Source organism: Paenibacillus polymyxa (genome assembly GCF_001719045.1).
In the GTDB taxonomy this organism is placed as follows: Bacteria; Bacillota; Bacilli; order Paenibacillales; family Paenibacillaceae; genus Paenibacillus; species Paenibacillus polymyxa_B.
Genome location: NZ_CP015423.1, coordinates 2,500,924 through 2,526,741, shown reverse-complemented (window position 1 = coordinate 2,526,741; position 25,818 = coordinate 2,500,924). Strand labels below are relative to the sequence as shown.

The 25,818-nt window shown below is 48.7% G+C and carries 24 protein-coding genes; 17 read left to right on the top strand and 7 right to left on the bottom strand.

Annotated elements, in window-relative coordinates; translation table 11 throughout:
- The first annotated feature begins 9 nt into the window (after nt 1-9).
- Nucleotides 10-876 carry a carbohydrate ABC transporter permease gene (locus tag AOU00_RS11290; protein ID WP_069290633.1) on the top strand — a complete coding sequence of 289 codons (867 nt, stop codon included), beginning with the start codon at nt 10-12 and terminating at the stop codon, nt 874-876.
- Nucleotides 876-1,700, top strand: a complete 825-nt coding sequence (locus AOU00_RS11285; protein ID WP_061831961.1) for a carbohydrate ABC transporter permease — start codon at nt 876-878, stop codon at nt 1,698-1,700. Before AOU00_RS11290 ends, AOU00_RS11285 begins: the two co-directional genes overlap by 1 nt.
- Nucleotides 1,701-1,808: 108 nt before the next feature.
- Here the strand turns inward: AOU00_RS11285 and AOU00_RS11280 are convergent, their stop codons facing one another.
- The 3 genes from AOU00_RS11280 to AOU00_RS11270 form a co-directional block, all read right to left on the bottom strand.
- Nucleotides 1,809-3,494, bottom strand: coding sequence for a DUF4179 domain-containing protein (locus AOU00_RS11280; RefSeq protein WP_061831960.1), 1,686 nt, complete (start codon nt 3,492-3,494; stop codon nt 1,809-1,811).
- The gene (locus tag AOU00_RS11275) at nt 3,454-4,014 is read right to left on the bottom strand and encodes an RNA polymerase sigma factor (RefSeq protein ID WP_025721972.1); all 561 of its coding nucleotides are present in this window, start codon (nt 4,012-4,014) and stop codon (nt 3,454-3,456) included. The genes AOU00_RS11280 and AOU00_RS11275 overlap by 41 nt, the downstream gene beginning before the upstream one ends.
- Nucleotides 4,015-4,249: 235 nt before the next feature.
- Nucleotides 4,250-5,257: an acrylyl-CoA reductase family protein gene (locus AOU00_RS11270; RefSeq protein WP_061831959.1), complete on the bottom strand. Its 1,008-nt coding sequence runs from the start codon at nt 5,255-5,257 to the stop codon at nt 4,250-4,252.
- Nucleotides 5,258-5,614: 357 nt separating this feature from the next.
- On the opposite strand from AOU00_RS11270, the gene AOU00_RS11265 reads away from it, so the two are divergent.
- The 3 genes from AOU00_RS11265 (at nt 5,615) to AOU00_RS26240 (ending at nt 8,481) form a co-directional block, all read left to right on the top strand.
- Nucleotides 5,615-7,024 carry an MATE family efflux transporter gene (locus AOU00_RS11265; RefSeq protein WP_023990870.1) on the top strand — a complete coding sequence of 470 codons (1,410 nt, stop codon included), beginning with the start codon at nt 5,615-5,617 and terminating at the stop codon, nt 7,022-7,024.
- Between the two features lie 257 nt (nt 7,025-7,281).
- Nucleotides 7,282-8,295 (top strand): LacI family DNA-binding transcriptional regulator, encoded by a 1,014-nt coding sequence (locus AOU00_RS11260; RefSeq protein ID WP_061831958.1) that lies wholly within the window; start codon nt 7,282-7,284, stop codon nt 8,293-8,295.
- Nucleotides 8,296-8,304: 9 nt separating this feature from the next.
- Nucleotides 8,305-8,481, top strand: coding sequence for a hypothetical protein (locus AOU00_RS26240; protein WP_155765236.1), 177 nt, complete (start codon nt 8,305-8,307; stop codon nt 8,479-8,481).
- Here the strand turns inward: AOU00_RS26240 and AOU00_RS11255 are convergent.
- Nucleotides 8,478-9,434 carry a sugar kinase gene (locus AOU00_RS11255; RefSeq protein ID WP_061831957.1) on the bottom strand — a complete coding sequence of 319 codons (957 nt, stop codon included), beginning with the start codon at nt 9,432-9,434 and terminating at the stop codon, nt 8,478-8,480. The two genes, AOU00_RS26240 and AOU00_RS11255, sit on opposite strands and share 4 nt — an antisense overlap.
- Nucleotides 9,435-9,774: 340 nt before the next feature.
- Here AOU00_RS11255 and kduI point away from each other — a divergent pair, with 340 nt between their 5' ends.
- From kduI to AOU00_RS11215, 8 genes are all read left to right on the top strand, one after another.
- Nucleotides 9,775-10,605, top strand: coding sequence for a 5-dehydro-4-deoxy-D-glucuronate isomerase (gene kduI / locus AOU00_RS11250; RefSeq protein WP_061831956.1), 831 nt, complete (start codon nt 9,775-9,777; stop codon nt 10,603-10,605).
- Nucleotides 10,606-10,684: 79 nt separating this feature from the next.
- Entirely contained in the window at nt 10,685-11,329 is a 645-nt protein-coding gene (locus tag AOU00_RS11245; RefSeq protein WP_025683172.1) for a bifunctional 2-keto-4-hydroxyglutarate aldolase/2-keto-3-deoxy-6-phosphogluconate aldolase, read from the top strand.
- A 49-nt stretch (nt 11,330-11,378) separates the two neighbouring features.
- Nucleotides 11,379-12,155 carry a 2-dehydro-3-deoxy-D-gluconate 5-dehydrogenase KduD gene (gene kduD / locus AOU00_RS11240; RefSeq protein ID WP_061831955.1) on the top strand — a complete coding sequence of 259 codons (777 nt, stop codon included), beginning with the start codon at nt 11,379-11,381 and terminating at the stop codon, nt 12,153-12,155.
- 246 nt (nt 12,156-12,401) lie between these two features.
- The gene (locus AOU00_RS11235) at nt 12,402-13,640 is read left to right on the top strand and encodes a CynX/NimT family MFS transporter (protein ID WP_061831954.1); all 1,239 of its coding nucleotides are present in this window, start codon (nt 12,402-12,404) and stop codon (nt 13,638-13,640) included.
- Entirely contained in the window at nt 13,621-14,772 is a 1,152-nt protein-coding gene (locus AOU00_RS11230) for a winged helix-turn-helix domain-containing protein (protein WP_061831953.1), read from the top strand. Before AOU00_RS11235 ends, AOU00_RS11230 begins: the two co-directional genes overlap by 20 nt.
- 92 nt (nt 14,773-14,864) lie before the next feature.
- Nucleotides 14,865-16,226 (top strand): MFS transporter, encoded by a 1,362-nt coding sequence (locus tag AOU00_RS11225; RefSeq protein ID WP_069290632.1) that lies wholly within the window; start codon nt 14,865-14,867, stop codon nt 16,224-16,226.
- Nucleotides 16,227-16,288: 62 nt separating this feature from the next.
- Nucleotides 16,289-16,879, top strand: a complete 591-nt coding sequence (locus tag AOU00_RS11220) for a GNAT family N-acetyltransferase (protein ID WP_061830555.1) — start codon at nt 16,289-16,291, stop codon at nt 16,877-16,879.
- A gap of 314 nt (nt 16,880-17,193) precedes the next feature.
- Entirely contained in the window at nt 17,194-18,381 is a 1,188-nt protein-coding gene (locus tag AOU00_RS11215) for a cation:proton antiporter (protein ID WP_061830553.1), read from the top strand.
- A 119-nt stretch (nt 18,382-18,500) separates the two neighbouring features.
- On the opposite strand, the gene AOU00_RS11210 is transcribed toward AOU00_RS11215, so the two are convergent.
- Nucleotides 18,501-19,136 (bottom strand): NAD(P)-dependent oxidoreductase, encoded by a 636-nt coding sequence (locus AOU00_RS11210; protein WP_061830551.1) that lies wholly within the window; start codon nt 19,134-19,136, stop codon nt 18,501-18,503.
- Nucleotides 19,137-19,402: 266 nt separating this feature from the next.
- Here AOU00_RS11210 and AOU00_RS11205 point away from each other — a divergent pair, with 266 nt between their 5' ends.
- From AOU00_RS11205 to AOU00_RS11190, 4 genes are all read left to right on the top strand, one after another.
- Nucleotides 19,403-20,356 carry an alpha/beta hydrolase gene (locus AOU00_RS11205; RefSeq protein WP_061830549.1) on the top strand — a complete coding sequence of 318 codons (954 nt, stop codon included), beginning with the start codon at nt 19,403-19,405 and terminating at the stop codon, nt 20,354-20,356.
- 206 nt (nt 20,357-20,562) lie between these two features.
- Complete coding sequence (locus AOU00_RS11200; RefSeq protein ID WP_023990856.1) at nt 20,563-21,120, top strand: glycerol-3-phosphate responsive antiterminator; 558 nt, start codon at nt 20,563-20,565, stop codon at nt 21,118-21,120.
- A 57-nt stretch (nt 21,121-21,177) separates the two neighbouring features.
- Nucleotides 21,178-22,668 carry a glycerol kinase GlpK gene (glpK, locus tag AOU00_RS11195; protein WP_061830547.1) on the top strand — a complete coding sequence of 497 codons (1,491 nt, stop codon included), beginning with the start codon at nt 21,178-21,180 and terminating at the stop codon, nt 22,666-22,668.
- 228 nt (nt 22,669-22,896) lie between these two features.
- Nucleotides 22,897-24,600 carry a glycerol-3-phosphate dehydrogenase/oxidase gene (locus tag AOU00_RS11190; RefSeq protein WP_061830545.1) on the top strand — a complete coding sequence of 568 codons (1,704 nt, stop codon included), beginning with the start codon at nt 22,897-22,899 and terminating at the stop codon, nt 24,598-24,600.
- A 118-nt stretch (nt 24,601-24,718) separates the two neighbouring features.
- Here the strand turns inward: AOU00_RS11190 and AOU00_RS11185 are convergent, their stop codons facing one another.
- Both AOU00_RS11185 and AOU00_RS11180 read right to left on the bottom strand, forming a co-directional pair.
- Complete coding sequence (locus AOU00_RS11185; RefSeq protein ID WP_061830543.1) at nt 24,719-25,396, bottom strand: CidB/LrgB family autolysis modulator; 678 nt, start codon at nt 25,394-25,396, stop codon at nt 24,719-24,721.
- Nucleotides 25,393-25,764: a CidA/LrgA family protein gene (locus AOU00_RS11180; RefSeq protein ID WP_013312485.1), complete on the bottom strand. Its 372-nt coding sequence runs from the start codon at nt 25,762-25,764 to the stop codon at nt 25,393-25,395. The genes AOU00_RS11185 and AOU00_RS11180 overlap by 4 nt, the downstream gene beginning before the upstream one ends.
- Nucleotides 25,765-25,818 lie beyond the last annotated feature (54 nt).

Below are 25,818 nucleotides of genomic sequence, written 5' to 3'. Positions count from 1 at the left end.
GGAGGAGACATGAATAAGCGACTAACGACTTTTTACTGGATGACGGTGCCGGCGGTGCTATTGTTTTTTGTATTTTTGACCTTGCCTGCCTTGCAGGGCTTTTATTATTCGCTTACGAACTGGAACGGCTTTGGTCATCAGTATCACTTTGTCGGGTTTAAGAACTATATTAATTTGTTTCAGGACGACAATGTGGGGAACGCATACTGGTTTACTTTCAAATTTGCGATTGTGGTTACCATTGCGACTAATATCCTTAGTTTGCTGATTGCGCTAGGGCTGAATGCTAAAATACGGTTTCGTAACTTTTTCCGCGGTATTTATTTTCTGCCTAATATTTTGAGCGTGCTAATCGTGGGTTACATATTCAATTATTTATTCTCGAACGTGTTTACGATTTGGGGGCAAAATTTAGGTATTACCTCATTGTCGACGAACATTTTGGGCAGCGAACAACTGGCTTGGGTGGGGGTTGTCATCGTAGCTGTATGGCAGGGGATTGCCTTTAATACGATTCTCTATCTGGCCGGGCTGCAAACCATTCCGACAAGTCTGTATGAGGCGTCCAACCTGGACGGTGCGGGTAAATGGCGCGAATTCTGGAGCATTACCTTTCCGTTAATTGCACCGTTTTTCACGATTAATATGGTATTGGCGATGAAAAATTCCCTGATGGTGTTCGATCAGATCGTGGCTTTGACGAATGGCGGGCCGGGACGAGCCACCCAGTCGATTTCCCACCTGATATACACCGGGGGATTTAAAGGCGGAGAATTTGCTTATCAGTCGGCTAACTCTGTTATTTACTTTATTGTGATCGCGATCATTTCCATCTTACAGCTGCGATTCCTCCAGAGAAGGGAGATGGATAACTGATGAAAACAAGCAGACGTACCAACTGGCCTGTGCTGCTTCTGGTAGCGTTGGGGACAATATTTATCCTGTTTCCCCTCTATATGACGGTGACGATAGCACTTAAAAATCCCGAACAGATGGCACATTCCGCCTTTGCCTTTCCGACCGAGCTGCATTGGGAAAATTTTAGTCGTGCAGTAGAAATGACCAACTTCTTCAGCGCTTTTCAGAACAGTGTGATGGTCACGACATCGACGGTCATATTGACTTTGCTAACCAATTCGATGGTCGCTTATGCGATTGCGCGTAATATGCAGCGACGCTTTTTTAAGGGATTATATTTTTATTTTGTGAGCGCCATGTTTATACCGTTCCCGATCATCATGCTGCCGATTGTAAAACTGGCCTCGGGCCTTCATATGACTAATCTGTTGGGTCTCATTATGCTGCATACGGTGTATGGTTTGGCGTTTAATGTTTTCGTGTATGTCGGTTATATTCGATCCATTCCGGTGGCATTGGAAGAGGCAGCCACGGTAGATGGTGCGACGACATGGGGTACTTTTTGGCGCATTATATTCCCGCTGATGGCGCCGATTAGTGCTACGGTGGGAATTCTCACTTGTCTGTCTACATATAACGACTTCCTGCTGCCTCTCATTATTATTAGCGATGCGGAGCAATATACGCTACCGCTCGTCCAGTATGTATTTCAGGGGCAGTTCAATACCGACTTTAATTTGGCCTTTGCCTCGTATCTAATGGCCTTGCTACCAATGATTATTGTCTATCTGCTGGCACAAAAATGGATCATCAACGGCGTTACGCAAGGCTCTGTAAAGTAGGACGGGAGTCAATCGTTTCAGGCAGAATGTGCCTTCCTAGGAAAATAAAAAGGGGTCCCCTATACCACGGTTCACACAGGTATAGAGGACCCTCTTTTTATAGCATTGCTATTTAGATGCTTCGCTGTTGCTTGTCAGAGGCTGTAAGGGTACGGTTGTCTCTGCTTCCGGGTCGTCCGTTGTATAGTAGAACATATAGATAGAAGCTTCCTTCTTTTTGAAGTTCTTGTAGACATCCACTGCCTTGTTATTGCCGTCTCCGGCAAAATTGGCTGTGATCGGCTTGCCGATAATCCGTTCTTTACCCAGGCCAATATGCGTCTGGTTAATCCCTCCAAAGTGAGCATCCCCGCTTTCGGTTTCTACGAATAAGTCTGATCCCTGTTTGTAGTAGGTCCACTTCACAGGATAGCCACCGATTTGCGTCGTTAGCGTCTGCTTTTGCTCAGAAATATCAGTTAAACGCTGTGGCGTTTTGTCATCCGAATGGGTCGTAACCTTGTATTTGCCTGTAAAAGTAATAGGACTGTCCTTGGTAATCACAAGATTGGAAGGTCGTTCAAAACGGATCGTGTTCAGATCGTGTTCCTGATCAGGTGAAGACCAACGACTACCTTCTAATGTTGTGCCGTTCACAGAAAGAAAGTACTTTTGATAAGGTAACATGGCGAACTTCTCCTTGCTTCTGATCGTGACACGGATTTGCGTAGGTGTGACAATCATTTGTTTTAGCAAAACATTTGGATTGCCTTTCTCCAGTGGGATATTCAGCGCACTTTTAATCGTCCCGCTTTCCATCTTCTTCTTGCTTAGCTGCAGGTCAAATTTTATAGGTTCATTTATACTTTTCTCGGTTTGCGCATATTGAAGTTTGAAGGTAGTCTGTCCTTCCGGCATATCCGCTTTGGAAAAATATTGCTGTGCTGTATACTCCCCGTTATCACCGGGTTTGCCAAAAGCCCCTCCAGGCTGCGACATCACAGGCTCGTCGCCTTTGTAGGCAATAATTTGTGGATTGTCCCATCTCTTGGGTATGGACGAATCGAAGGTAATCGCTGAGGACAGCATCAGTTTGTCCTTACCTTGTTCGAATACCTGTACCTTCATATCTTGTAAGCCGCTACGATCCAGCTTGAACGTCTGTATTTGAGGCGACCGAATATCGAGCGGCAAATCCAGTTCCTGAACGCTGGTGAGCTCTATATGATCTATGGTCAGCTGCACGTTCTCTGTTTCTTGCTGCGGTGTCCAATCACTTTCAAAGTACCCGTTGTACCGTTGATTTTTCGGGTCCCATTGCTGAAAGTTATATTCCCCTGCATTGCTTTCCCCCGCGGCACTTTTTAGCGATACGCCTTTGACATTCCAAAACTCGTTGTCTGCACGTTTTCCGACCTCCAAGCTGTACAGGATCACGGTCCGGTTCTCATCGACAATAGCTGTATGCAGCGTTAGCTTCACTCCGTCTCTGGTCACGGACTGCTCCAGCGGTTGCCCGAGGTTTTGCTTTAATGCTGTCTGGATGCCACTTCTTCCGCGTAGCAGATTGTCCCAGTTGTAGTGGATGGCGGCATAGACAGGAACTGCAACCAGAAGTGCGCTTAGAGAGGCGGCAATAGCTATTTTGCGCCAGTTTCTGTGTCGGTGGGGAGTGAATGAATCGGAAGTGTCGGTTAGCGTAGGGGCAGTATGCCCTGTCTGTTCCATCCGGTTCCACATCTCATCGAAGTCAGGATAGGCCATTTCCGAATCATCATTTAACTTGCGCTTCAATGCCTTTTCTATGTTGTTCATAGTTCTCTCCTTCCATCTCGGGAATTTGTACCCCTGCATCCCGCAATATTTGCTCCAATAACTTTAGTCCTTTGTGAGTCCTCGATTTGACGGTTCCCAGCGGAATTTCCAGCAGTTTTGATATTTCCGCCAGCGTGAAATCATGCATATAGCGGAGTGTCAGCACAGCGCGGATTTTGGCCGGAAGGCGATTCATATAAACGGCCCATTCCTCTGCCGATTCGCGTTCTTCCACCAGCCTGTCTACAGGTTTACCTTCCGCCCCGCTAAATAGATAGGGATTAGCCGATACCTTCAAATGCAGGCTTTTCTGGCGTTTAAGGTAATTCAGACAATGATTGACCGTGATCTTCATAATCCAGGCTTTTAGTTGTTCGATCTGTTCACGATTGCTGCGAAACAGGATGATAAACACTTCCTGCGTTAAATCCTCTGCATCCGATGCATTATGTACCATGTAGTAGCAGGTTCGGTATACATCTCGTTGATACAAATCAAACAACTCTCGATTGCTCTCCAATGATGTGCTCTCCTTTCTCGTGCAGTTTATCTATATAACAACTGAGGTTCTCAAAAGGTTCATTTGGTTGCGAAAAGTAAACCGTCTGCTTCAAATGTACCACACGAAAAAAAGAAGCCTGTAAATCTCAAAATTGCAGATTTACAGGCTTCTTACATGTTCCTAAGCTAGACCCTAAGGGATGACACTTCTTCACGCGAAAACACGTCAATGGATAGCTTGCGGACTACTCCGCTTAGTCAACCAGCCGTACTAGCGTTCTTCCTTGCGAGCGGGCTGCAAGGATGTCTTCGAGCGCGCTTGGCAGGTCGGCCAATCCGACTTCGCGCTCAACGAGCTGCTCCAGCTGTTCCGGCTTCCATTCGCTGCCGAGCCGCTTCCAGATTGCTACGCGAGTGTCGTATGGGCAGAAGACAGAGTCTATGCCCAGCAGACTTACGCCGCGCAAAATAAACGGCAGCACCGTCGTAGGCAGCTTGGTGCCTGCCGTCAGGCCGCTCACGGCAACGGAGCCGTTGTAGGCGATCTGGCTGAGCAGCGAAGCGAGCGGCTTTCCACCTACAGGATCAACAGCCGCTTGCCAAAGCTGCTTGCCCAGCGGGCGGATGCTCTCCGCACCGTCGTAGACCTCCTCGCGGGAAATAACCTCGGCTGCTCCGAGCGCCTTGAGGTAATCGAGCGCATCGGCCTTACCACTGCTGGCTACGACATGGTAGCCTCTCTTGTTCAGCAAGGCAATGGCTGCCCCGCCTACGCCGCCCGTCGCTCCGGTGACGAGTACCTTGCCCTGCTCGGGAGTAACGCCGTTTTGTTCCAGTCGATATAACGACAGGGCTGCGGTGAATCCGGCTGTCCCGAAAATCATTGCCTCTCTCGGCGTGAGTCCGTTTGGAAGTGGAACCACCCAGTCCGCAGGCACGCGTGCATATTGGCTGAATCCTCCGAATTGAGACACACCCAGCCCGTATCCGGTAACGAGCACCGCTTGTCCTTCGCTAAAGCGGCTATCCTCCGAAGAGACGACGGTTCCCGAGCAATCTATGCCTGGTACGAACGGATAGGCTTTGACAATATTGCCATCCTTGCGGGCAGCAAGCCCATCTTTATAATTGATGCTGGAATAAGCGACACGAATCAATACTTCTCCAGCAGGTAAACTGCCAGCTTCCAGAGAACGTACCTCTGCTTGAACTTCACCGTCCTGTGTCTGATCGACGACAAGAGCTTGAAATGATTGAGTCATCTGTAAAAGCCTCCTTTATTACCTTTTAACCCTATGAATGTCCTATATATTCCATCTTTAATTCACAAATTATGCTTAGGAAGCATACAACAATCTTCACAACCTGTCAGCGGCAATGCTCACAGGCTCGTATTCTATTATACTCTTTAGCTCATAATTGCGTCGAAAAGACCAGACTACTGATATATTCTTGCAATATCCTGTTTCAATAAAGTTCGATAATCAATTATAAAGAGGGTGATAAATGAATTCTTACGCATTTTGCAAATCATTTTACGTAAACGGGATGTATTTTCAGAATGACTGTGCTAACATACCTTTTGATCGTTAAATAAATCTATGAAGAAAGGTGAATGAATGACAACCAGAGCACTAAAAAAAGGTTCGGTATTGTCCGAAGCTAAGGAACTGAATTTGTTCCGTTTAACATGGCCTATTTTCCTTGAATTGTTTCTGTTTATGCTAATGGGGAGCGTCGACACATTCATGATCAGTTCTGTATCTGATAATGCGGTGTCGGGTGTGGGCGCGTCCAATCAAATTATTTCAATTGCTATCCTTGTACTGGAGGTTATCGGCAACGGCGCTGCTATCGTCGTAGCTCAATATATCGGTTCTAAGAAACTAGTCGAAGCGGCCCAGGTTACAGGTACGGCCATTACGTTGAATTTGATGGTAGGTCTTTTGCTTAGCGTAATTTTCCTCGTATTTGGTACGCACATGTTGCAATGGCTGAATGTCCAGGGTGAGATTCTGGCTTACGCGGAGTCTTATATGAGCATCGTCGGAGGTGCCATTTTTCTTCAAGCATTGATTAATGCGCTGGCGGCGACTATTCGTACACATGGTTTTACCAAAGAAACAATGTATGTCTCGGTTTTTATGAACGTGATCCACGTGGTCGGCAACTATGTTTTGATTTTTGGGCATTGGGGAATGCCTGCACTTGGAGTAGAAGGTGCTGCTATTTCTACAGTAGGTAGCCGCTTTATTTGTCTCCTGATCTTCTTCTGGCTGATGTACCGGGTCACAGAGGTTCGTGTTGAGTGGAAATATTACGTCCAATTGTCCAAAAAGTTCATTTCTAAAATATTGCGCATTGGTGTACCATCCGCGCTGGAGTCCATTATGTATCAGTCGTGTCAGCTCATCTTCACACTGTACGTGACTTATCTGGGCGCAGAAGCAATGGCGACACGTCAATATGCGAATAATATTTCGAGCTATATTTACTTGTTCAGTATGGCAGTCGGTATGGGTACGGCTATTGTGGTAGGAAGGCTCGTGGGAGCCAGACAGAAGGATACTGCCTATAAACGTGTATTGACCAGTGTGAAATGGGCGCTACTCGTGACCGTGATTATTGATGCGGTGGTCATCTTTTTCCGTGTTCCCTTGCTTGGTTTGTTCACGGAAAACCCTGAAATTATCCGTTTGGGAGCACAGGTCATTTTACTTAGCATTCTGCTAGAAACTGGCCGGACCACGAATATCGTCATTATTAACTCGTTGCGTGCTGCTGGAGATGCGAAGTTCCCGGTCTTTATGGGTCTGATCTCCATGGTCTGCATGAGCTTGCCGCTTGGTTATCTGCTTGTGTTCAAGCTGGACATGGGGCTCGCCGGCGTGTGGCTGGCGATTGCTGCTGATGAATGGACTCGTGCTGTCATCATGTATGCTCGCTGGAAAAGCCGATTATGGGAAAAGCATGCGCTGGTCGAGCACGATACACCAGATCAGTCTGCAACGCCCGTTCCGGCACATTGATGTCGAGCAGCATTTAGGGCCAGCTGGAGCCTAGCTTTTCGATAGAGTTGTGTACGCGGAGGCAGTTCAAGAGAACATCTTGAACTGCCTCTTTTTGCTGCTGGAGAACCATACTTCTACACGGTGGCACGATAGGCAACTTTGAAGTTCGACTTATATCATAATGGCATTCATAAATAGAAGTATGGTAAATTTACTAAAAAAAAGATATACTTTTGTTGCACTAACGCAGTACATGAAAGACAAGGAGTGTACCGATGAAGAAGCCGACGATTGAAGATGTTGCCCAGAAGGCAGGAGTGTCTAAAAGCACTGTCTCGCAATTTCTGAACAAACGATATAAATATATGAGCGACCAGACCAGAGACCGGATTGCCGAGGTTATTCAAGAGCTGAACTATCAGCCTAACGGGCTGGCCCGCAGCTTGAAGCAAAACCGGACGTTTATGGTGGGAGTTATTGTAGCCAACATTGATTATACGCTGTCGATCCAATCTATCCGTGCGATTGAGGAGGAATTGCAGCGCTTCGGCATTCAGGTGATCATTTGCAACGCCGATGAAAATCCAGACAAGGAGGGCCAGTATATTGAGATGCTCAAGGCTCGGCAGGTGGACGGCCTGATCATCTTTCCGACAGGCAAGCATGCAGATATTTACAACCAACTCATTCGTGAAAAGTATCCGTTAGTGTTTTTGGACCGTTTGGTAGATGGGGTAAATACGCGCAGCCTGCTACTGGATAACGAAATGGCGATTAAGCTGGCGATTCAGGAACTTGTGGCTCACAAGCATGAGCGAATTGCGCTGATTACTTTGCCCCTTGGCTTGAATCGGATTACTCCACGAGTGGAACGGCTCAGCGGATACAAAAAGGCGCTGGAGGAGCATGGCTTGCCATCTCGTGAAGAATATATGCACAGTGTGCCGAGAGAAGAAATCCAGCAGACGCTGAAGGAGCTGTTCCAACTGCCGGAGCCGCCGACTGCGCTGTTGGCCGGGAATGATATCGTGTTGGCTGAGGTGTTGAAGTATGTGAATGCCCGCCGTATACGTATTCCGGCAGAGCTGTCCATTATCGGGATTGACGATGCGGAGTTTGCCCATATTTACAATCCGCCGATTACGACCATTACACAACCCATTGCGGATATGGGGAAGCAAGCGGCAAAGACACTGCTGTCCAGCATTGAGGAAGGCGGCGAATCAGTCCCGATTATTTACCGATTTGTGCCGGATATCAATCGGGGAGAATCCGTCAAAACGCTGTAGACGAGCAATGTGTCATATATTATAAAAATAGCCCGTATTCCTTTGTACGATCTGAGTATGCGTATGCTGCTCAGATCGTACAAACGCGAATACGGGCTATTGGAAGTTAAGGCTGACTTTGGATTCGGCCTTGTTGAGCTTGCGCTTATAGCGGTGAAGGTTATGCGGGGAATAAACCCGGACTAATTTGTGCTGGCGCTGAGCAAAAAGGATTCCAGTTCGGCTCGCGTCGGATAGCCATCCATATCTCCGGCTGACATGACAGCCAGCGCACCAAGTGCATTCCCGCGCTTGACCGCTTCAGCCAGGGGTAAGCCCTCCAGCAGCGCACTAATCACACCTGCGGCAAAGCCGTCACCTGCGCCGACGGTATCTACGACATGATCTACGCGGAAACGTTTGACATATCCCTCCGAATCTGCGGATTTGTAATAGGCGCCTTCGGTTCCCAGCTTGATGATGACCAGCGAGGTGCCGCGATCGAGGTAGAACGAAGCGATATCCTCCGGTGAGGTGTAGCCTGTTAATATTTTACCTTCATGAATGCCGGGTAGAAGCCAGTCACACCCCTCAGATGCCTCATTAATCGCCTCCACCATCGTTTTCGTGTCAGGCCATAACTTAGGTCTGAGGTTCGGATCAAAGGATACGGTTTTGCCAGCCTTTTTCATAAATTGCCGTGCATGACGTGCGAAATCACGGCACTCAGGGGAGAGGGCGACAGAAATACCTGTAAAATGCAGATGGCGAGCTCCGGAAAAGTAAGCCTCGTTAAAATCGGCGATGCTTAATGTAGAAGCGGCGGAATGTTTGCGGAAATATTCCACCTCGGGGTCCCCACTTGTAACTTTGGATTTAATCAGCATTCCGGTAGAGTGGTCTTTGGTAAACATGACGTTCTGTGTGTCGATCCCTTCCTCACGTAGCGCACTGGCAATGAACTTGCCGAACGTATCCTCGCCGAGTTTGGTCACGAGTCCCGCCCGTAGACCCAAACGCGCCAAACCGGCTGAAACATTCGTCTCTGCCCCGGCCAACGCTTTGGTGAATGAACGCACCTCATCCAGAGAGCCTGCTTCATTGGCATAAAACATGGCCATCGGTTCTCCGAAGGTAACAGCATCCAATGTTGCGGTCATTTGTATTCCTCCTTATGTTTAGTAAACTTAATCTGTAAGCGCATGCACCAACTGAATAAATTGAAATTATCACATAAATCGGTTTTTCACAATGATGAAGTTGATATATTGGATAAAAACTTTTTAGGTAATACAGATAAAAAAATGTGGTTTTGTTTATCAAAAGGTAAAAAGCGTGTAAAACTTCGTATGTACTAAGGGTTTTTCTAGGAATAGTGAAGTTTTGGGTTGACACCCTCTTAGATAATTATTACAATTCTAGCTAAGAAGTAGAGTTAGAAACCGCTTTTATAACAATTCCGTTGATAAAAAAGTTTATCTAAACAGGAGGAATGTTTTTATGGAAATGCGTTATTCAACTCATCCCGAACATGCCAAGCATTTTACGACTGAAGAGTTGCGTCAGCACTATTTGATCCAGGAACTGTTTGTACCTGAGGAGGTAAAGCTGGTCTATACGCATGAAGATCGTGTCATTATCGGGGGCATTTATCCCGTGAATAAATCTGTTGCGCTGGAAGGTAACGATCAAATCAAAGCGGAAACTTTCCTGGAGCGCCGCGAACTGGGCATTTTTAATGTCGGCGGCAGCGGTACGGTCAAGGTGGACGGTGAAACTTACGAGCTGGCCACAAAAGACTGTCTCTATGTAGGCAGAGGGGGCAAGGAGTTGATCTTTGAAAGCGATTCCAGTGAAAAGCCTGCGAAATTTTATATCGTTTCGGCCTTGGCTCATACCACGTATCCGACGACGAAGCAGTCTTTTGCCGATGTACCGTCTGAAAGTCTGGGTTCGCAGGAAACAGCTAACAACCGTACGTTGCGTCGCTTTATCCATGATGAAGGCATTCAAAGTTGCCAATTGGTTATGGGGATGACGACGTTGGAGAACGGCAGTGTGTGGAACTCCATGCCGACACATGTTCATGACCGTCGGATGGAAGTGTATTTCTACTTTGAACTGGATGAGAATGCGAGAATGTTCCACCTGATGGGTGAACCGAACGAAACGCGCCATCTGGTGATGAAAAATGATGAAGCCGTTATTTCTCCACCTTGGTCTATCCACTGCGGTGCGGCTACGGGCAGCTATACCTTCATTTGGGGCATGGCCGGTGAAAATAAAACATATAAAGACATGGATCAGGTTGCCATGAGCGAGTTGCGTTAATCCAATTAGTGTATTGGGGCGTGAATCTGCAAGTGGCTGAGGGTACATGGTCATCCCATTCGTGGAAAGGATCAGGAACATGACGAAAAAGAAAGTTTTGGAACATATCACTTCAGTAGGTGTCGTCGCAGTCATTCGGGGAAACACGGCGGAGGAAGCATATCTAATGTCTAAAGCCTGCATTGAAGGCGGCTTGGATAATATTGAGCTTACGTTTACGACGCCGGATGCGGATCAGGTCATTCGAAGATTGAGAGACGAATTTAAGGATCGGGCAGTGATTGGTGCAGGAACGGTACTGGAGTCACTGACGGCAAGAATTGCTATTCTAGCCGGAGCAGAGTTTGTCGTGAGTCCTTCTTTTGAAGAAGAAACAGCGAAGCTATGCAATTTGTACGCGATTCCTTATATGCCCGGCTGTATGACGCTGAATGAGATCAAGGAAGCCATGAAATTGGGTAGCGATGTCGTGAAGTTGTTCCCAGGCAGTGCAATGGGGGCGGACTTTGTTAAGGCTGTCAGAGGTCCAATGCCTCATGTACAGATTATGCCAACTGGTGGCGTTGATCTGGACAATATGGAAACCTGGCTGCGTAACGGATGTGTAGCCGTGGGAATTGGGGGTAATTTGACGGCTCCAGCCAAGGAAGGTCGCTACGACTTGATCACAGAAAATGCAGCACGTTATGTAGCTAAATATAAGGAAGTACGCGCAGCGCTGTAGGCTTCAGGAATTATAGGTTTTTATACTAATTTGTGATGGAGGCGTAGGCATGGGTCTGGACAATTTTTCATTGGATTTTTTCAGTCTAAAAGGTAAAACGGCGATTGTAACAGGAGGCAACACTGGTTTGGGTCAAGGATATTCCGTAGCCTTGGCCAAAGCAGGTGCAAATCTGTTCATTGTAGCTAACAATGATGAATATGAAGAAACAAGACGTTTGCTGGAGCCAACGGGTGTGAAGGTTGCCTTTTATCAGGCTGATCTGACAGAGAAAGAATCCATTAAGAAAATTGTAGAAGAATGCGTCAATGAATTCGGTAAAATTGATATCCTTGTAAACAATGCAGGTACGATTCGTCGCGCCCCTCTGCTGGAGTATAAAGATGAGGATTGGGACGCTGTTATGGAGATTAACCTGAATGCCGTATATCACCTGAGCCAGGAAGTGGCAAAGGTGATGGTAGAGCAAAAAAGCGGGAAGATTATCAATGTCGCTTCTATGCTTGCTTTTCAGGGTGGCAAGTTCGTTCCGCCGTATACAGCGAGCAAGCATGCGGTAGCTGGTTTGACCAAGGCATTTGCGAACGAGCTAGCGGTTCATAACGTTCAGATTAATGCGATTGCGCCGGGTTATATTGCTACGGCAAATACAGCTCCAATCCGTGCGGATGAAAGTCGCAATCAAGAAATCTTGTCGCGTATTCCTGCGGGTCGTTGGGGCGATCCGTCTGATTTGATGGGAGTTGTGGTTTTCCTCGCCAGTCAGGGTTCCGACTACATGAACGGTCATATCTTGGCGGTGGACGGCGGCTGGCTGGTACGTTAAGCAGCGCTGGTCGCATCGAAGTTTATGAACTGAAAGCTGCCTCAAAAGGGAACTATCCTTTCAGGCAGCTTTTATTTTTTAATGAAGCTATATGCTGAACTTGAAGACTTGGAGCGCTGTTTCGATCCGTCCTATGCATATGGCACGAATGCCTTTATAATTTAATGAGAGAAAAGTTGCTAGGCTCCAGCCGTACACTTGGTTGGAGCCTTTGAGCATAACACAGATAGATTGGAGAATGGAGAGATGAGTTCACAGCAACACCAACGAGCTTTGGTATACAAATCTTTGTGGCATGCCGGTCCTTGGGTGCTTGCCATAGGGATCATTCTGGTAGGTGCCAATCTGCGCGCCTCGATTACCTCGGTAGGACCTCTTATCGGTTTGATTAAGGATTCTTTGCATATTTCGAATACACTGAGTGGCCTATTAACGACATTGCCGTTGCTGGCTTTTGCCCTGTTGTCGCCTTTTGTAGCTAAACTGTCGCGCCGCTTCGGGTCATCTCTTATTATTTTTACAGCCTTGCTGCTGTTGACCGCAGGTATTGTGGTGCGCTCAACGCTGGGGGTGACCGCATTATTTGTCGGGACCGCCATGCTGGGACTGGCTATTGCCGTGTGTAATGTGTTGCTGCCCAGTCTGATCAAAGAGGAGTTTCCTCGCAACAGCGGACTGATGACCGGCGTATACTCAGTATCCATGAATGTGGTTGCTGCAACAGCATCCGGGCTGAGTATACCGCTGGCTCTGAACGGAGGTATGGGCTGGCGCGGTGCTCTGGGAATATGGGCGATTGTGGGTGTCGTAGGAATCTTACTCTGGGTGCCCCAACTCCTTAAGGCCCGCAAAACAGCCAATAAAGCGGCAGTGTCTGCCCGAACTGTGAATGTGTATACATCGTCTTTGGCTTGGAAGGTGACGCTGTTTATGGGGCTGCAATCTGCCCTGTTCTATGTTCCTGCCGCTTGGTTTCCCGAAATGATGAGCGGACAGGGGATGGATTCAGAGACTGCGGGATGGATGCTGTCCGTGCTGCAGTTTTCACAAATGCCATTTACTTTTATTGTGCCTATTTGGGCAGCGCGGGTAAAGGATCAGCGGGTATTGGTTCTAATTATGGCTGCGCTGTATTTTATCGGTCTGGGTGGATTTCTGCTTGGGGCTACACAGTGGAGTGTGATTTGGGTCATTTGTATCGGTATAGCGGGTGGTTTTGCTTTCCCGTTAGTGATGATGTTCTTTAATTTGCGGACGCGGACACCGCAGCAGGCAGCAGAGCTGTCTGGTATGGCACAATCCTTTGGTTATTTGCTAGCAGCGACCGGGCCGACACTGTTCGGTTATTTGCATGATGCGACGCAAGGCTGGACAATCCCACTGCTGCTGCTCTTGTATCTGAGTGTGTTGCTTATGTTTATAGGGCTGGGTGCAGCTAAGAAACGATATGTCGGAGGCGAGGTGGATGATCAGGCTACAATTTGATGCAGATGGCTACAGTGTGGTCTGTAATGCAGATCGTGTTATGTTGTTGGCTAAAGAATTTGCGCTGTTGCGCTTTCTGTACGATAACCGGAGTCAGGTGTTCACCCGGGAACAACTGCTGAATCGTGTGTGGCCGCTGGAGTATCCGGTGGAACGTACGGTGGATGATCATATCTATAGATTGCGCAAAAAACTGAAGTCATGGGATGGGCTCCGTATTCATACGGTTAGAGGGTATGGCTACAGCTTGACCTTGACTGACGTGCAGCCACAGAATCATCCGTCCTTGCTCGATCAGGAGGTGCAGGACGCCGTACATGGACTTTTCCGGAAATACCAGCTGTTGGGGCAGGGGAATTCCATCGTAGCGCTGGCTGCCCAGCAGGAGCAGTTGGGTTTTCAAATGTCCGCCTTTTATCAAATGTATACCCGTTTTGTACAGGCGGATGTGTCCTGGTTCTTGAAGCGGGAGGATTTTGCCCCTGTAGACCGATTGTATTGGATGTTGCTGCTATTTACGGGCACAGCAGGGGTAACGGATGAGGAGATTGCTCTATGTGAGTGTGCGCTTTCCAGCAGGCTGCTGTCCAGTGAACAGGAACGGGAATTACGCATTCTCAACATCTTGGAGGCTTATGTGGAAAATGGAGAACCTGAACGCGCACAGGAAGGTCTACCACTAACCTTGAGGGTAATGGAACGGGATAATCTCGATAAATTTGTGATGCCTGTTGCACTGATGGAGATGTACATGCATCTGGTTTCCAATCATATGGAAAAGGCTGCGGAACTGTCTGATCGTCTGGAAGGCATGCTGTCGGAGGCTCCGTATTTACGCGAACTGGGCCGTTATCGCATGATGCGCGGACTTATGTTTTTGCGTACTGGAGATGTGAACAACGCCGAGCGGCTTATGGATGAAGGGCTGGATACCCTTGATATGGCTAAACAGGAATTGCTAAAAATCAAGGCGGTCTGCCAAATCCGCGGTTTTTTGAAGCTCTGTGGCACCTATCCCACGCTGGAAGAGAAATATGCGGCTCAATATGATCGGCTTGACCGGGACAACAGTTTAACACTGCATCGTCAGGCGCTAAGGCACTGGTTGGAGCAAACACTTTCTGTTGTCTGATGTTTTTAGCTGTCTGATTTTCCTCTGATATAGACCCGCTAGAATGTTCTTATTGCTAAAGAAGCTGAAAATGAGAGCAGGGTGAGTAGATAATGAAGGAAAAGAAAGAACTGCAATCCACGCCTAGCATTTGGCGCAATGGCCGTTTTCGGCGGATGTTTGCGGCGCACACGGCTGCCTCCTTTGGCGATTGGTTTGATGCTATCGCCATTCAGGTGCTTGTTGCCTATCGCTGGGAAGCCGACCCTATGATGATTGCGCTGATTCCGGTAGTGATGGCCCTACCGGGTCTGCTGCTGGGTTCCATCGCGGGCACGTTAGCCGACCGGGTACACAAGGCCAGGCTGATGATCGTCTGCGATGCAGCTATCGCCTTATTGACGCTGGCGATCCTCGCCGTCCCGGGCCCGGCGTGGCTGCTGCCTTTGCTCGGTCTGCGCGCGGCGGCTGGCGTATTCCAAATGCCTTCACAGCAAGGCTTAACCCGCACGGTAGTCGCCAGCGACGACCTGTTTCGGGCGACCTCGCTGAATGGGCTGGTCAATCAGGCCTCCAAAGTGGCAGGGCCATTACTGGGCGCTATGACCTTGACTGTGTTGTCCCCTCAGGCATGCATTATTCTCAATGCATTGCTGCGTCTCTGTTCCGGCCTGTTGCTGTGGCCGCTCCGCGGAATCGGTCCGGCGCTGGCCAGCGCAGACCAACAAGCTGTTGCAGCCGGGCAGCAAGGAAAGGCGGCTGCCCATACAGCGCCTAAGGCCGATGAAGCCAAAATGCAGGAGGAGCATGTCCGCGCATCTCGTTTTTTCAACCAATGGCGTGAGGGCTGGGCGTTCTTATGGCGCAGTCGAATGCTTTTGCATACGCTTATATTCGGACTTTTCGGCTTGATCGCCATTCTCATGATCGACTACCAGTTCCCTACATTGCTGCGAGTGCTCGCTCCGGGTAATGAATCACTGCTTGGCTGGCTGGTTTCAGCCATTGGGGCTGGCGCCGTCGGCTGCATGCTTGTGCTTAATCGCTTGAATCGCATAAGCGCAGGCTGGGGGCTAGGTGGTGGATATGTACTGGTTGGCGGAGCTATTGCTGCTTTAGGCTGGGCGCGACCCGGAACAGGATTTCCCGGACTGCTTATGATTGGGGCCGTGCTGGGCGTGGGCAACGGCCTGTACATTATCACCCAGAATTATATATTACAAGCCAAAACCCCTGCTGATATGGTGGGGCGCGTCTTTGGTATCCAAAGTACCGTGATTGGAGCAATCATGGTCGTTTGCCCGCTTGCAGGGGGAGTATTAATCCGAATAGCAGGGGCGGGAACGGCTTTTGTCTGGATCGGGATGACTGTTGGAATCTTGGGTTTGGCAGGCCTGCTGCTTCAATCCGTAATTTGGCGCGAGTCCCTCGCTGATTCTAGCCTGACTACGGAGCAAAATGCAGACCTTGCGTAGTCAAACTTGCGCAATAATTTGCTTTGATTTTCGTCATTTATATTATTAGCATGGGAGAGATCATGATGACTCAACAAACTTCAGCCTCAGAGCCTGTGGCACGGTTACTTGAAGGATCACGGGTGTACTTGCGTCCCGTTAACGTAGAGGACACCGAGCTATACTATAATACATTGTTCCATCAGGATGTGCGGAGGCTGACAGGCACACAACGCAGCTTTACCAAGGATCAAATTGCCCGTTATATTGAAGCTAAAGGACAGGACACCTCAAGCCTGTTGCTGTTGATTGCGCTTCGCGAAGATGATCGTGTCATTGGGGATATAGCCCTGCAGGATATGGACAGCCTGAACCGCAGTGCCAACATCCGTATTGCGATCAATGAGCAGGGAAATCAGGGGAAAGGCTACGGCACCGAAGCGCTTGTACTTATGCTGGATTACGGATTCGGTATCTGTAATCTGCATCGGATTGAGCTGAATGTATTTGATTTTAATGAACGTGCCATTCGTTGCTATGAAAAAGTAGGATTTCAGCGCGAAGGTGTGCAGCGGGATGCTTTATTCTACAATTATGAATACCATGATTCGATTCTGATGAGTATGCTGGACCACGAATACCGCGACCGCTATGTGAAAAAAGCAGAAAATTGATTCAACACGTTTACACGGGTTTGCAGAAGAGATATAATTAATAGATAAAATTGCTCGTTTGCGCAAGTATGACCGACAACATTAAAAGAATATAGGAATTTACCGGAGGAGCCTGTCACCAAGGCTCCTTTATGTCTTTTTTAAGGGAACCTGTGCTGTATTTCAGGTTTCCCTTTTTATTTTGCGAGCTGGTTGTTTCAGGTCAGACACATATTTTGCACGTTTGTTTAGCATTTTATGATTATCAGTATCTTCAATATTGTGGGTTATGCGCAGATGAGTTCAAGGATTAAATAAAAGGAGGTTATCAGCCTATGCAATTTATACTATATCTTCTGCTGATTCTACTGTTCACAAAAGTCGCGGGTCATTTGTCCGTCAAGCTCGGTCAACCAGCGGTGTTGGGAAAGCTGATCGCAGGAATTGTCCTGGGCCCAGCCGTATTAGGATGGGTTCAGAATGATTCGCTGATTCATGATATGTCTGAAATCGGCGTGCTGCTGCTGATGTTCATTGCTGGACTGGAGACGGATTTGGATCAACTTCGACGTAACTGGAAGCCTGCGGTAGCTGTGGCGGTTGGAGGTATTATTTTACCGCTAATTTGTGGTTTTGGTGTAGGGGAAGCCTTTGGATTCTCGGTGCATGAAGGCTGGTTTCTAGGAATTATTCTAAGTGCTACCTCGGTAAGCATTACGGTACAGGTACTCAAGGATATGAATAAGCTGAATACCCGGGAAGGCTCGACCATTTTGGGTGCGGCAGTGCTGGATGATGTGCTTGTCGTGGTGCTGCTAGTGGTAGTAATGAGTATATTCGGTATGGGTGGAGAAACTTCGTTGGGACTTCTTGTTGGCAAAAAGCTAGTTTTCTTCGTGGTAGCTATTCTGGGGGGCTGGTTCGTTGTTCCATGGGTTATGAAAATACTTGCTCCACTCAAGGTGACTGAAGCAGTCATCACGACTGCGTTGATTATTTGCTTTGGGTTTGCGTATTTTGCGGATACGTTGGGGATGGCAGGGATTATCGGAGCCTTTGCGGCCGGGATTGCCATTGCACAAACCAGCTTTAAGCACGTTGTAGAAGAAAAGGTGGAACCCATTGCTTATTCCATCTTTGTTCCTGTATTTTTTGTCAGCATCGGATTAAATGTTTCCTTTGAGGGAGTAGGGCAGCAGCTCGGATTTGTTGTTGTTTTGACACTGATTGCGCTGGTGACAAAGCTAATCGGGGGAGGACTCGGGGCGCGGCTGACGGGCTTCGATAACCGTTCTGCCCTTGCGATCGGCTCCGGGATGATATCTCGCGGCGAGGTTGCACTTATTATCGCAGCTACCGGTCTACAGTCGGGTCTGTTGGCACAGCAATATTTTACATCGGTGATCATTGCCATCATTCTGACGACCTTGGCTTCGCCTCCGATTCTCAAGCTGTGTTTTAGCGATAAGAGGGAGACTTCCGCTCACGATATAGAAAAGAAGGTCAGCACTGACAAGTCATAACGAGAGTATCAACAGGTCATAACAAAAAGACCCTTCGGGTTCAATTTCTCATAGCGTGCTGCATGAGAGAATGGGCAAAGGGTCTTTTTTATGCTAAATGTGCTGCGAGAACACAGTAATTAGGACTCGGATACGACAGTGAAACGTTGGTTCAGATGTTGTGGTTTTTCGATTTCGTCCACTACGGCAACTGCATAATCTTCGTAGCTGACATAGCTTGCACCTTTGGAATTAACCAACAGCGTGTCTTTTCCCACTTGGTAAGAGCCTGTGCGTTTACCCAGAGCAAATTCCGCAGAAGGACTAATGAAAGTCCAGTTCAGGTCGCTGGTACCACGCAAAATTTCCAGGTTTTTTCCTTGGTTATTTGCTGTTGGATATACGAAATCAGGGAAGCCGGGAGCATCTTTTACCAAAAGTGTTTGGGATTCGTCAGTGAACAAGCTGCCTGCACCACCTACAACAATCAGGCGAGTACCGGATACATTACGCAGGCTTTCAATTAGTACGTTACCTGCATCGACATGCAGATGCTCTTGTCCGAGTGGAGCGGCAAATGCATTAACGACTACGTCAAACCCTTTCAGATCATCTGTTTTCAGATCAAAAACGTCTTTTTGTACTACAGTAGCACGACTTTCTGTTACTTTAGCTGAGTCACGGACGATGGCGGTTACTTCATGTCCTCTGTCTAATGCTTCTTTTACGATATTACTTCCTGCTTTACCGGTTGCACCAATAACTGCAATTTTCATAATAGATAGCCTCCTATAAATATGATGTGGATGATGGATGATTCATTCGTTTGATCGTAAGTGTACCCAGTGCATTTACGAACTTTAATATGTAACTATTATAGTTACAACACAAAATAAAAGTCAAGCTCTTCTGTTGGGCAAACTAAAGTCCTCCGATTGGAAAGAGAGGAACTCGTTTAAATATATAAGGTGAAACTGAATGAGCAAACTTAAGCCTATTGGAAATATGTAGCCCACAGATAAGAAAGGAAGAGTGAACCGATATGAGTAAAAAAGTACAGCTTGAACCGGCAGCACAGAAATTTGCAGACGATAATGCCAAGCCTCCGTTTCTATATGATTTGGGTCCTGAAAAAGGACGTGAAACGGTCAATGAGGTTCAATCCGGTCCAGCAGACAAACCTGCCGCAGATGTAGAAGATCTAACTATTCCAGGTGGGCCTGGCGGTGAGGTAAAGGTCAGAATTGTTCGTCCACAACAAGTGACAAGCGATCTGCCGGTCATTGTATATATTCACGGAGCCGGCTGGGTATTCGGTAATGCCCACACGCATGATCGTCTGATTCGTGAATTGGCAGTCGGCTCACAGGCAGCCGTTGTATTCCCGGAATACAGCTTGGCACCTGAAGTTAAATATCCGACGGCGATTGAGGAAATTTACGCGGTCGTTCAATGGGTGACGCAGCATGGGCGCGAGCATGGACTGAAGCCCGATACGCTGACGATAGCCGGAGACAGTGTCGGCGGCAACATGACCGCGGCTGTAACGCTGCTGGCCAAAGAACGCAGTGGTCCTGCCATCCGGCAGCAGTTGTTATTTTATCCGGTGACGGACGCTTCCTTTGACACAGAATCCTACCAGGAGTTCGCCACAGGATATTTCCTGAGCCGCGAAGGAATGCAATGGTTTTGGGATCAATATACGACAGATCCCAATGAACGAGCGCAGATTACGGCGTCCCCGTTACGTGCCACCACAGAGCAGCTCAACGGGCTACCGCGTGCGCTGGTCATTACAGGCGAGGCCGATGTGCTGCGCGATGAAGGTGAGGCCTATGCGAACAAGCTGCGTGAAGCAGGGGTAGAGGTAACCGCTGCACGCTTTCAGGGCATCATCCACGACTTTGTGATGCTGAACCCATTGTCGGAAACCGCGGCCAAGCGCGGTGCGATCACGCTCGCTACCTCATGGCTGCGCCAAGGGTTTGAGGGCTAGTACACTATAGAGCATTTTAAGGGTGCCGTCGTGTGATTTGATCCAGTTCCTTTGAACGATTAGGCTGTCTTCTTCCTGCTGACATCTATTGCAGGGAAGGCAGCCTTTATACATATCTGCAATGAAACCGCTTCACGTTCGTCGAACAGAGTGATAATATAAAATTTGAACGAGTTTGACCGACATTCAGCCTAAGGGGGATATCCATGCCATTTCAGGGACAACGCATTTTACCTGCAGCTAAGCATATGAAGCAGCTGGAGGGTATTTTGGACAGTTCTTATGAGTATGCTGTTTTTCTGGATACGCATGTAGCGCAGCTACGCAACCTGTACCAGATGGCTAGGAGTCGCAGCAAGCAAATGCTCCTGCATGCCGATCTGGTGCAAGGCTTGAAGAATGACGAGTATGCGGCTGAATATTTGTGTCAGGAAATTAAGCCATTTGGGATTATTTCGACCCGATCCGGGGTGATCGCAACCGCTAAAAAGAAGGGGATTCTTGCTGTACAGCGGGTGTTCCTGCTCGATACGATTGCGCTGGAAAAAAGCTACGCGCTGGTGGAAAAAACACGACCTGATTATATTGAGGTGCTGCCCGGTGTTGTTCCGCCGATGATTAAGGAGGTCAGCGAACGCACGGGCATTCCTATTTTGGCGGGCGGACTTATTCGCACCCCTGAGGATGTGGAAGCGGCGTTGGCTGCGGGAGCTACAGCAGTTACGACCTCCAATAAACAACTGTTCGAGCATTATAAGCAATAGCTTTTATTTGAATCAAGTGGGCAACAATACATAAATATGCAAGGAGGCTGGGAAACGATGGAGCAATACATTCTTGCCTTGGATCAGGGCACAACCAGTTCGCGGGCCATCTTGTTTGATCGGCAGGGAAAAGTGGTATACAAGGCACAACGGGAGTTCCCACAGTATTTTCCCCAGCCGGGGTGGGTAGAGCAAAACGCAAATGAAATATGGAGCTCTATTTTGGCCGTCATCGCCTCCTGCTTGTCGGAATCAGGTGTGAAAGCCAGCCAAATTGCCGGGATTGGTATTACGAATCAACGGGAAACCGTAGTGGTGTGGGATAAACATACGGGTCTGCCTGTATATCATGCGCTGGTATGGCAGTCACGGCAAACAGCAGGGATCTGCGAGGAATTGAAAAGCCGTGGATTTGATCATATTTTTCATAGCAAAACGGGACTGCTCATTGATCCCTACTTTTCTGGCACCAAGGTCAAATGGATACTCGACAACGTCGAAGGGGCACGAGCTCAAGCGGAGCGCGGGGATTTGCTGTTGGGTACGATTGATACCTGGCTAATCTGGAGATTGTCTGGTGGTAAAGCACATGTAACGGACTACTCCAATGCGGCCCGCACACTCATGTACAACATTTATGAGCTAAAATGGGATGAGGAGCTGCTGGATATTCTCGGCGTTCCTGCGTCTATGCTACCAGAGGTGAAATCATCTTCTGAGATATATGCGCATACGGTGGATTATCACTTTTTTGGGCAGGAAATTCCTATTGCCGGAGCGGCGGGTGATCAGCAAGCAGCTCTGTTCGGTCAGGGGTGCTTTGACAAGGGCATGATTAAAAATACATACGGTACGGGATGCTTTATGCTGATGAACACCGGAGATGAACCCTGTGACTCGGAGCATGGACTGATTACGACGATTGCATGGGGGCTGAATGGTCAGGTAAAGTATGCGCTGGAGGGCAGCATTTTTGTAGCCGGATCTGCTATCCAGTGGCTGCGTGATGGGTTGCGTATGTTCCGCGAAGCCAAAGATAGTGAAGCGTATGCGGCGCGTGTGACCTCGACGGAAAGGGTATATTTTGTCCCAGCCTTTGTGGGTCTGGGCAGCCCGTATTGGGACAGTGACGTGCGCGGCGCGACATTTGGTTTGACGCGGGGAACGACCAAGGAGCACTTTATACGAGCGGTACTGGAATCGCTGGCCTACCAGACTAAAGATGTCCTAACTGCCATGGCGAGCGATTCGGGTGTACCTGTGCGTTCAATGCGTGTAGATGGAGGTGCAGTGATGAACGAGTTCCTGATGCAGTTCCAGAGCGATATTCTCGATCTGCCTGTAGAACGACCTGCTGTGAACGAGACAACTGCACTCGGTGCGGCGTATTTAGCGGGACTGGCAGTTGGGTTTTGGAGCAGTCTGGATGAAGTCCGGGGATATGCTCAGAGTGATCATACCTTTACTCCGTCCATGAGTGAAGACGTGCGGACTGGGCTTTATGGTGGCTGGAAAAAGGCAGTTCATGCCGCAATGGCGTTCAAGTAGGGATGGTTTTACGATAGAAGGTAGCCATCTGACAACAGGCAGATTTCCCTTTTCATAGCGTATCGTGTGTGCTACGATATAGATAAGTTAATACTCGTCAGGAGACTTGGAGAGACCATGAACCGCTCGGCATCCGCCGCAGCGATGTTCGTGGTCTTTTTTTGTACCTTATGATGATTCGGTTGGCAGATTGCATCGTGAATATATACAAAGCTGGAGGGATACATGATGGGAGAACAGGGATTTGCTGCGCAGGAGAGAACCGCTGTTTTGGAACGTATGGGACATGAGCATTTTGATATTTTAATCATTGGCGGCGGCATTACAGGGGCGGGGATTGCGCTGGATGCGGCGGATCGTGGTTTGAAGACAGCACTGGTGGAGATGCAGGATTTTGCAGCAGGTACGTCCAGCCGCTCGACTAAGCTAGTGCATGGTGGTCTTCGTTATTTGAAGCAGTTTGAAGTTAAGATGGTAGCCGAGGTCGGGAAGGAGCGGGCCATCGTATTCGAAAATGGCCCACATGTGACCATACCGGAGCGTATGCTGCTTCCTTTTCACAAGGGCGGCACGTTTAACGCATTCACCACCTCTGTCGGGCTGCTAGTATATGATTTCCTTGCTGGTGTTAAGCGTAGTGAGCGCCGTCGTATGCTGGACATCCAGGCTACGCTAGAGCGCGAGCCTTTGCTGAAGCGTGATGGACTGAAGGGGAGCGGCAGCTATGTGGAGTACCGCACAGATGATGCTCGCCTGACGATTGAGGTCATGAAGGAAGCTGTTACACGAGGGGCGCTGGCGGTGAACTATGCCAAGGCTGACAAGCTGCTGTATGACGGCGGACGAATAAGCGGCGCAAGCGTAACGGATCGGGTAACGGGAAAGCCATACGAAATTCGAGCTTCACTGGTTATTAATGCGGCCGGACCATGGGTAGATACGTTGCGGGAAATGGATCGCTCCAAAGAGGGCAAGGTGCTACGCCTGACGAAAGGTATTCACCTGGTGTTCGATGCTGAGCGCTTTCCACTCAAACAGGCAGTGTACTTCGATACACCGGATGGACGCATGGTATTTGCCATCCCACGTGATGGAAAAACCTATGCAGGTACGACCGACACGGTGTATGAAGGGGATACGGCGCACCCTCGGATGACCGCCGAAGATCGGGCCTATGTGCTTCAAGCGATCAACGGAATGTTCCCAGATGTGAAACTGACTGTTACGGATGTAGAATCCAGTTGGGCAGGGGTAAGGCCGCTCATTTATGAAGACGGTAAAAGTCCTTCGGAAATTTCACGCAAGGACGAAATTTGGGAATCCCGTTCAGGTCTGATCACGATTGCAGGCGGCAAGCTGACGGGCTACCGGAAAATGTCCGAACTCGTCGTGGATCGTGCGGTACGGGAGCTGGGACGCTTGCACGGGCAAAGCTTCCGGGCATGTCGCACCAGGCATATCCCGATTTCAGGCGGCAGCGTAGGCGGATCGGCGGGCTGGGACGCCTTCGTGAGCAAGCAATCCGCAGCGGGTGTTGCGCTCGGCCTGTCGCTGGAAACGGCTAGAGCATGGGCAACCCGCTATGGCTCCAACACAGAGCGGCTGTTTGCCATAGCGGCACGGAGCATGAAGGAGGCTACCGAGAAGGAAGCAGCGCTGCCTGTGGAAGTGCGTGTCCCGCTCCTGTATGCGATGGAACAGGAAATGACGGTGACACCGTCTGATTTTTTCATACGCCGAACCGGGGCGCTGTTCTTCCAAATTGACGAGGTGAAGCGCTGGAAACAGCCCGCCATTGCATTAATGTCCGAACATGCAGGCTGGAGCGCCGCACAAGAACGACAATATACGGCTGAGCTGGATGCTTACCTGTATGAAGCTGTAACGCCTGTAGAGGTAGAGGCGAAACCCGGCGACGTTGAAGCTATTTGAGACCGCAAGGGATGTATATCCTTGAGCCGTCCATTGCTTTAAGACATGGACCGAAAGCACAAAGAAGCAGCGATTCTCCATTAACAGGAGAATCGCTGCTTCTTTGTATACAGATTGCTTACAGCATCAAGTGGAACAGGAACGGGGCGGCTGCCAAGGTAAAGAGAGCGGCGAGCACCATCGAGATGCTGGATATCGTCCCCGTCAGCGAACTGAACTCGAAGGCTTTGGAAGTGCCAGTACCATGAGCACCGGTACCGAGCAGCACCCCACGTGAGACTTCATTTTCAATACGGAACAGTTTTACAATCATCGGACCGATAATAAGACCGCTCAATCCGGTCAGAATAACGAATACAGCCGTGACCGTCGGATTGCCGCCAATCGTTTGCGATACATTCATCGCAATGGGTGTCGTAATGGAGCGAGGAATCAGGCTGCTCAGCAGCGAAGAATTCAGATGCATCCACTTGGCAAGCGCCATGGAGGACAACACGGCTACAACGGACCCAGACAGCACGCTAAGCACGATTTGTGTAGCATGTTTTTTTAACACAGGGAAATATCGGTACAAAGGGACAGCAAATGCAATCGTAGCTGGCTGTAGCAGCATGGACAGCAAGTGGGCGCCCGAATTATAAGAACGGTAGTTCACACCCGTCAGCGTCAAAATCAAAATGATAACAACAGGTGTAATGAGCAATGGAGACAAATACACCTTGGGCAGTGTGCGGTACATGCGTTTGGCCATCCAGTAAATAGCGAGTGTCAATATAATACATAGAAGACCGGTCATGATGATTTATGCTCCTTTCGTTTACCAAGCAGACTGGCGACCATACCTGTGCAGGCCATCACCAGAAAGGTGCCGAGCAACACGACCAGCATGATGCTCATACCATCGTGTTCCAGCATCGGCCAATAATTCATAACGCCGACAGCGGAGGGAATAAAGAATAATAGCAGCTCGGCCAGCAACCAGTTTGCGCCAACTTCAATCCAGCTTAGCCGGACCAAGCCGGTTTGCAGCAGAATAAAAAGGATCAGCATACCAATGATACTACCGGGTACAGGCAGGTGGAGCCAGGAGACTACCGCGTTCAGGATGAGCGAAAAGGCCATCAGGACGGCGATCTGGAGGACACCGCGTATGAAGCTTTTCATATATAATGGCTCCTATCTTTGAGATCGGTTATTTTCAAACTGTAATGAAATTTT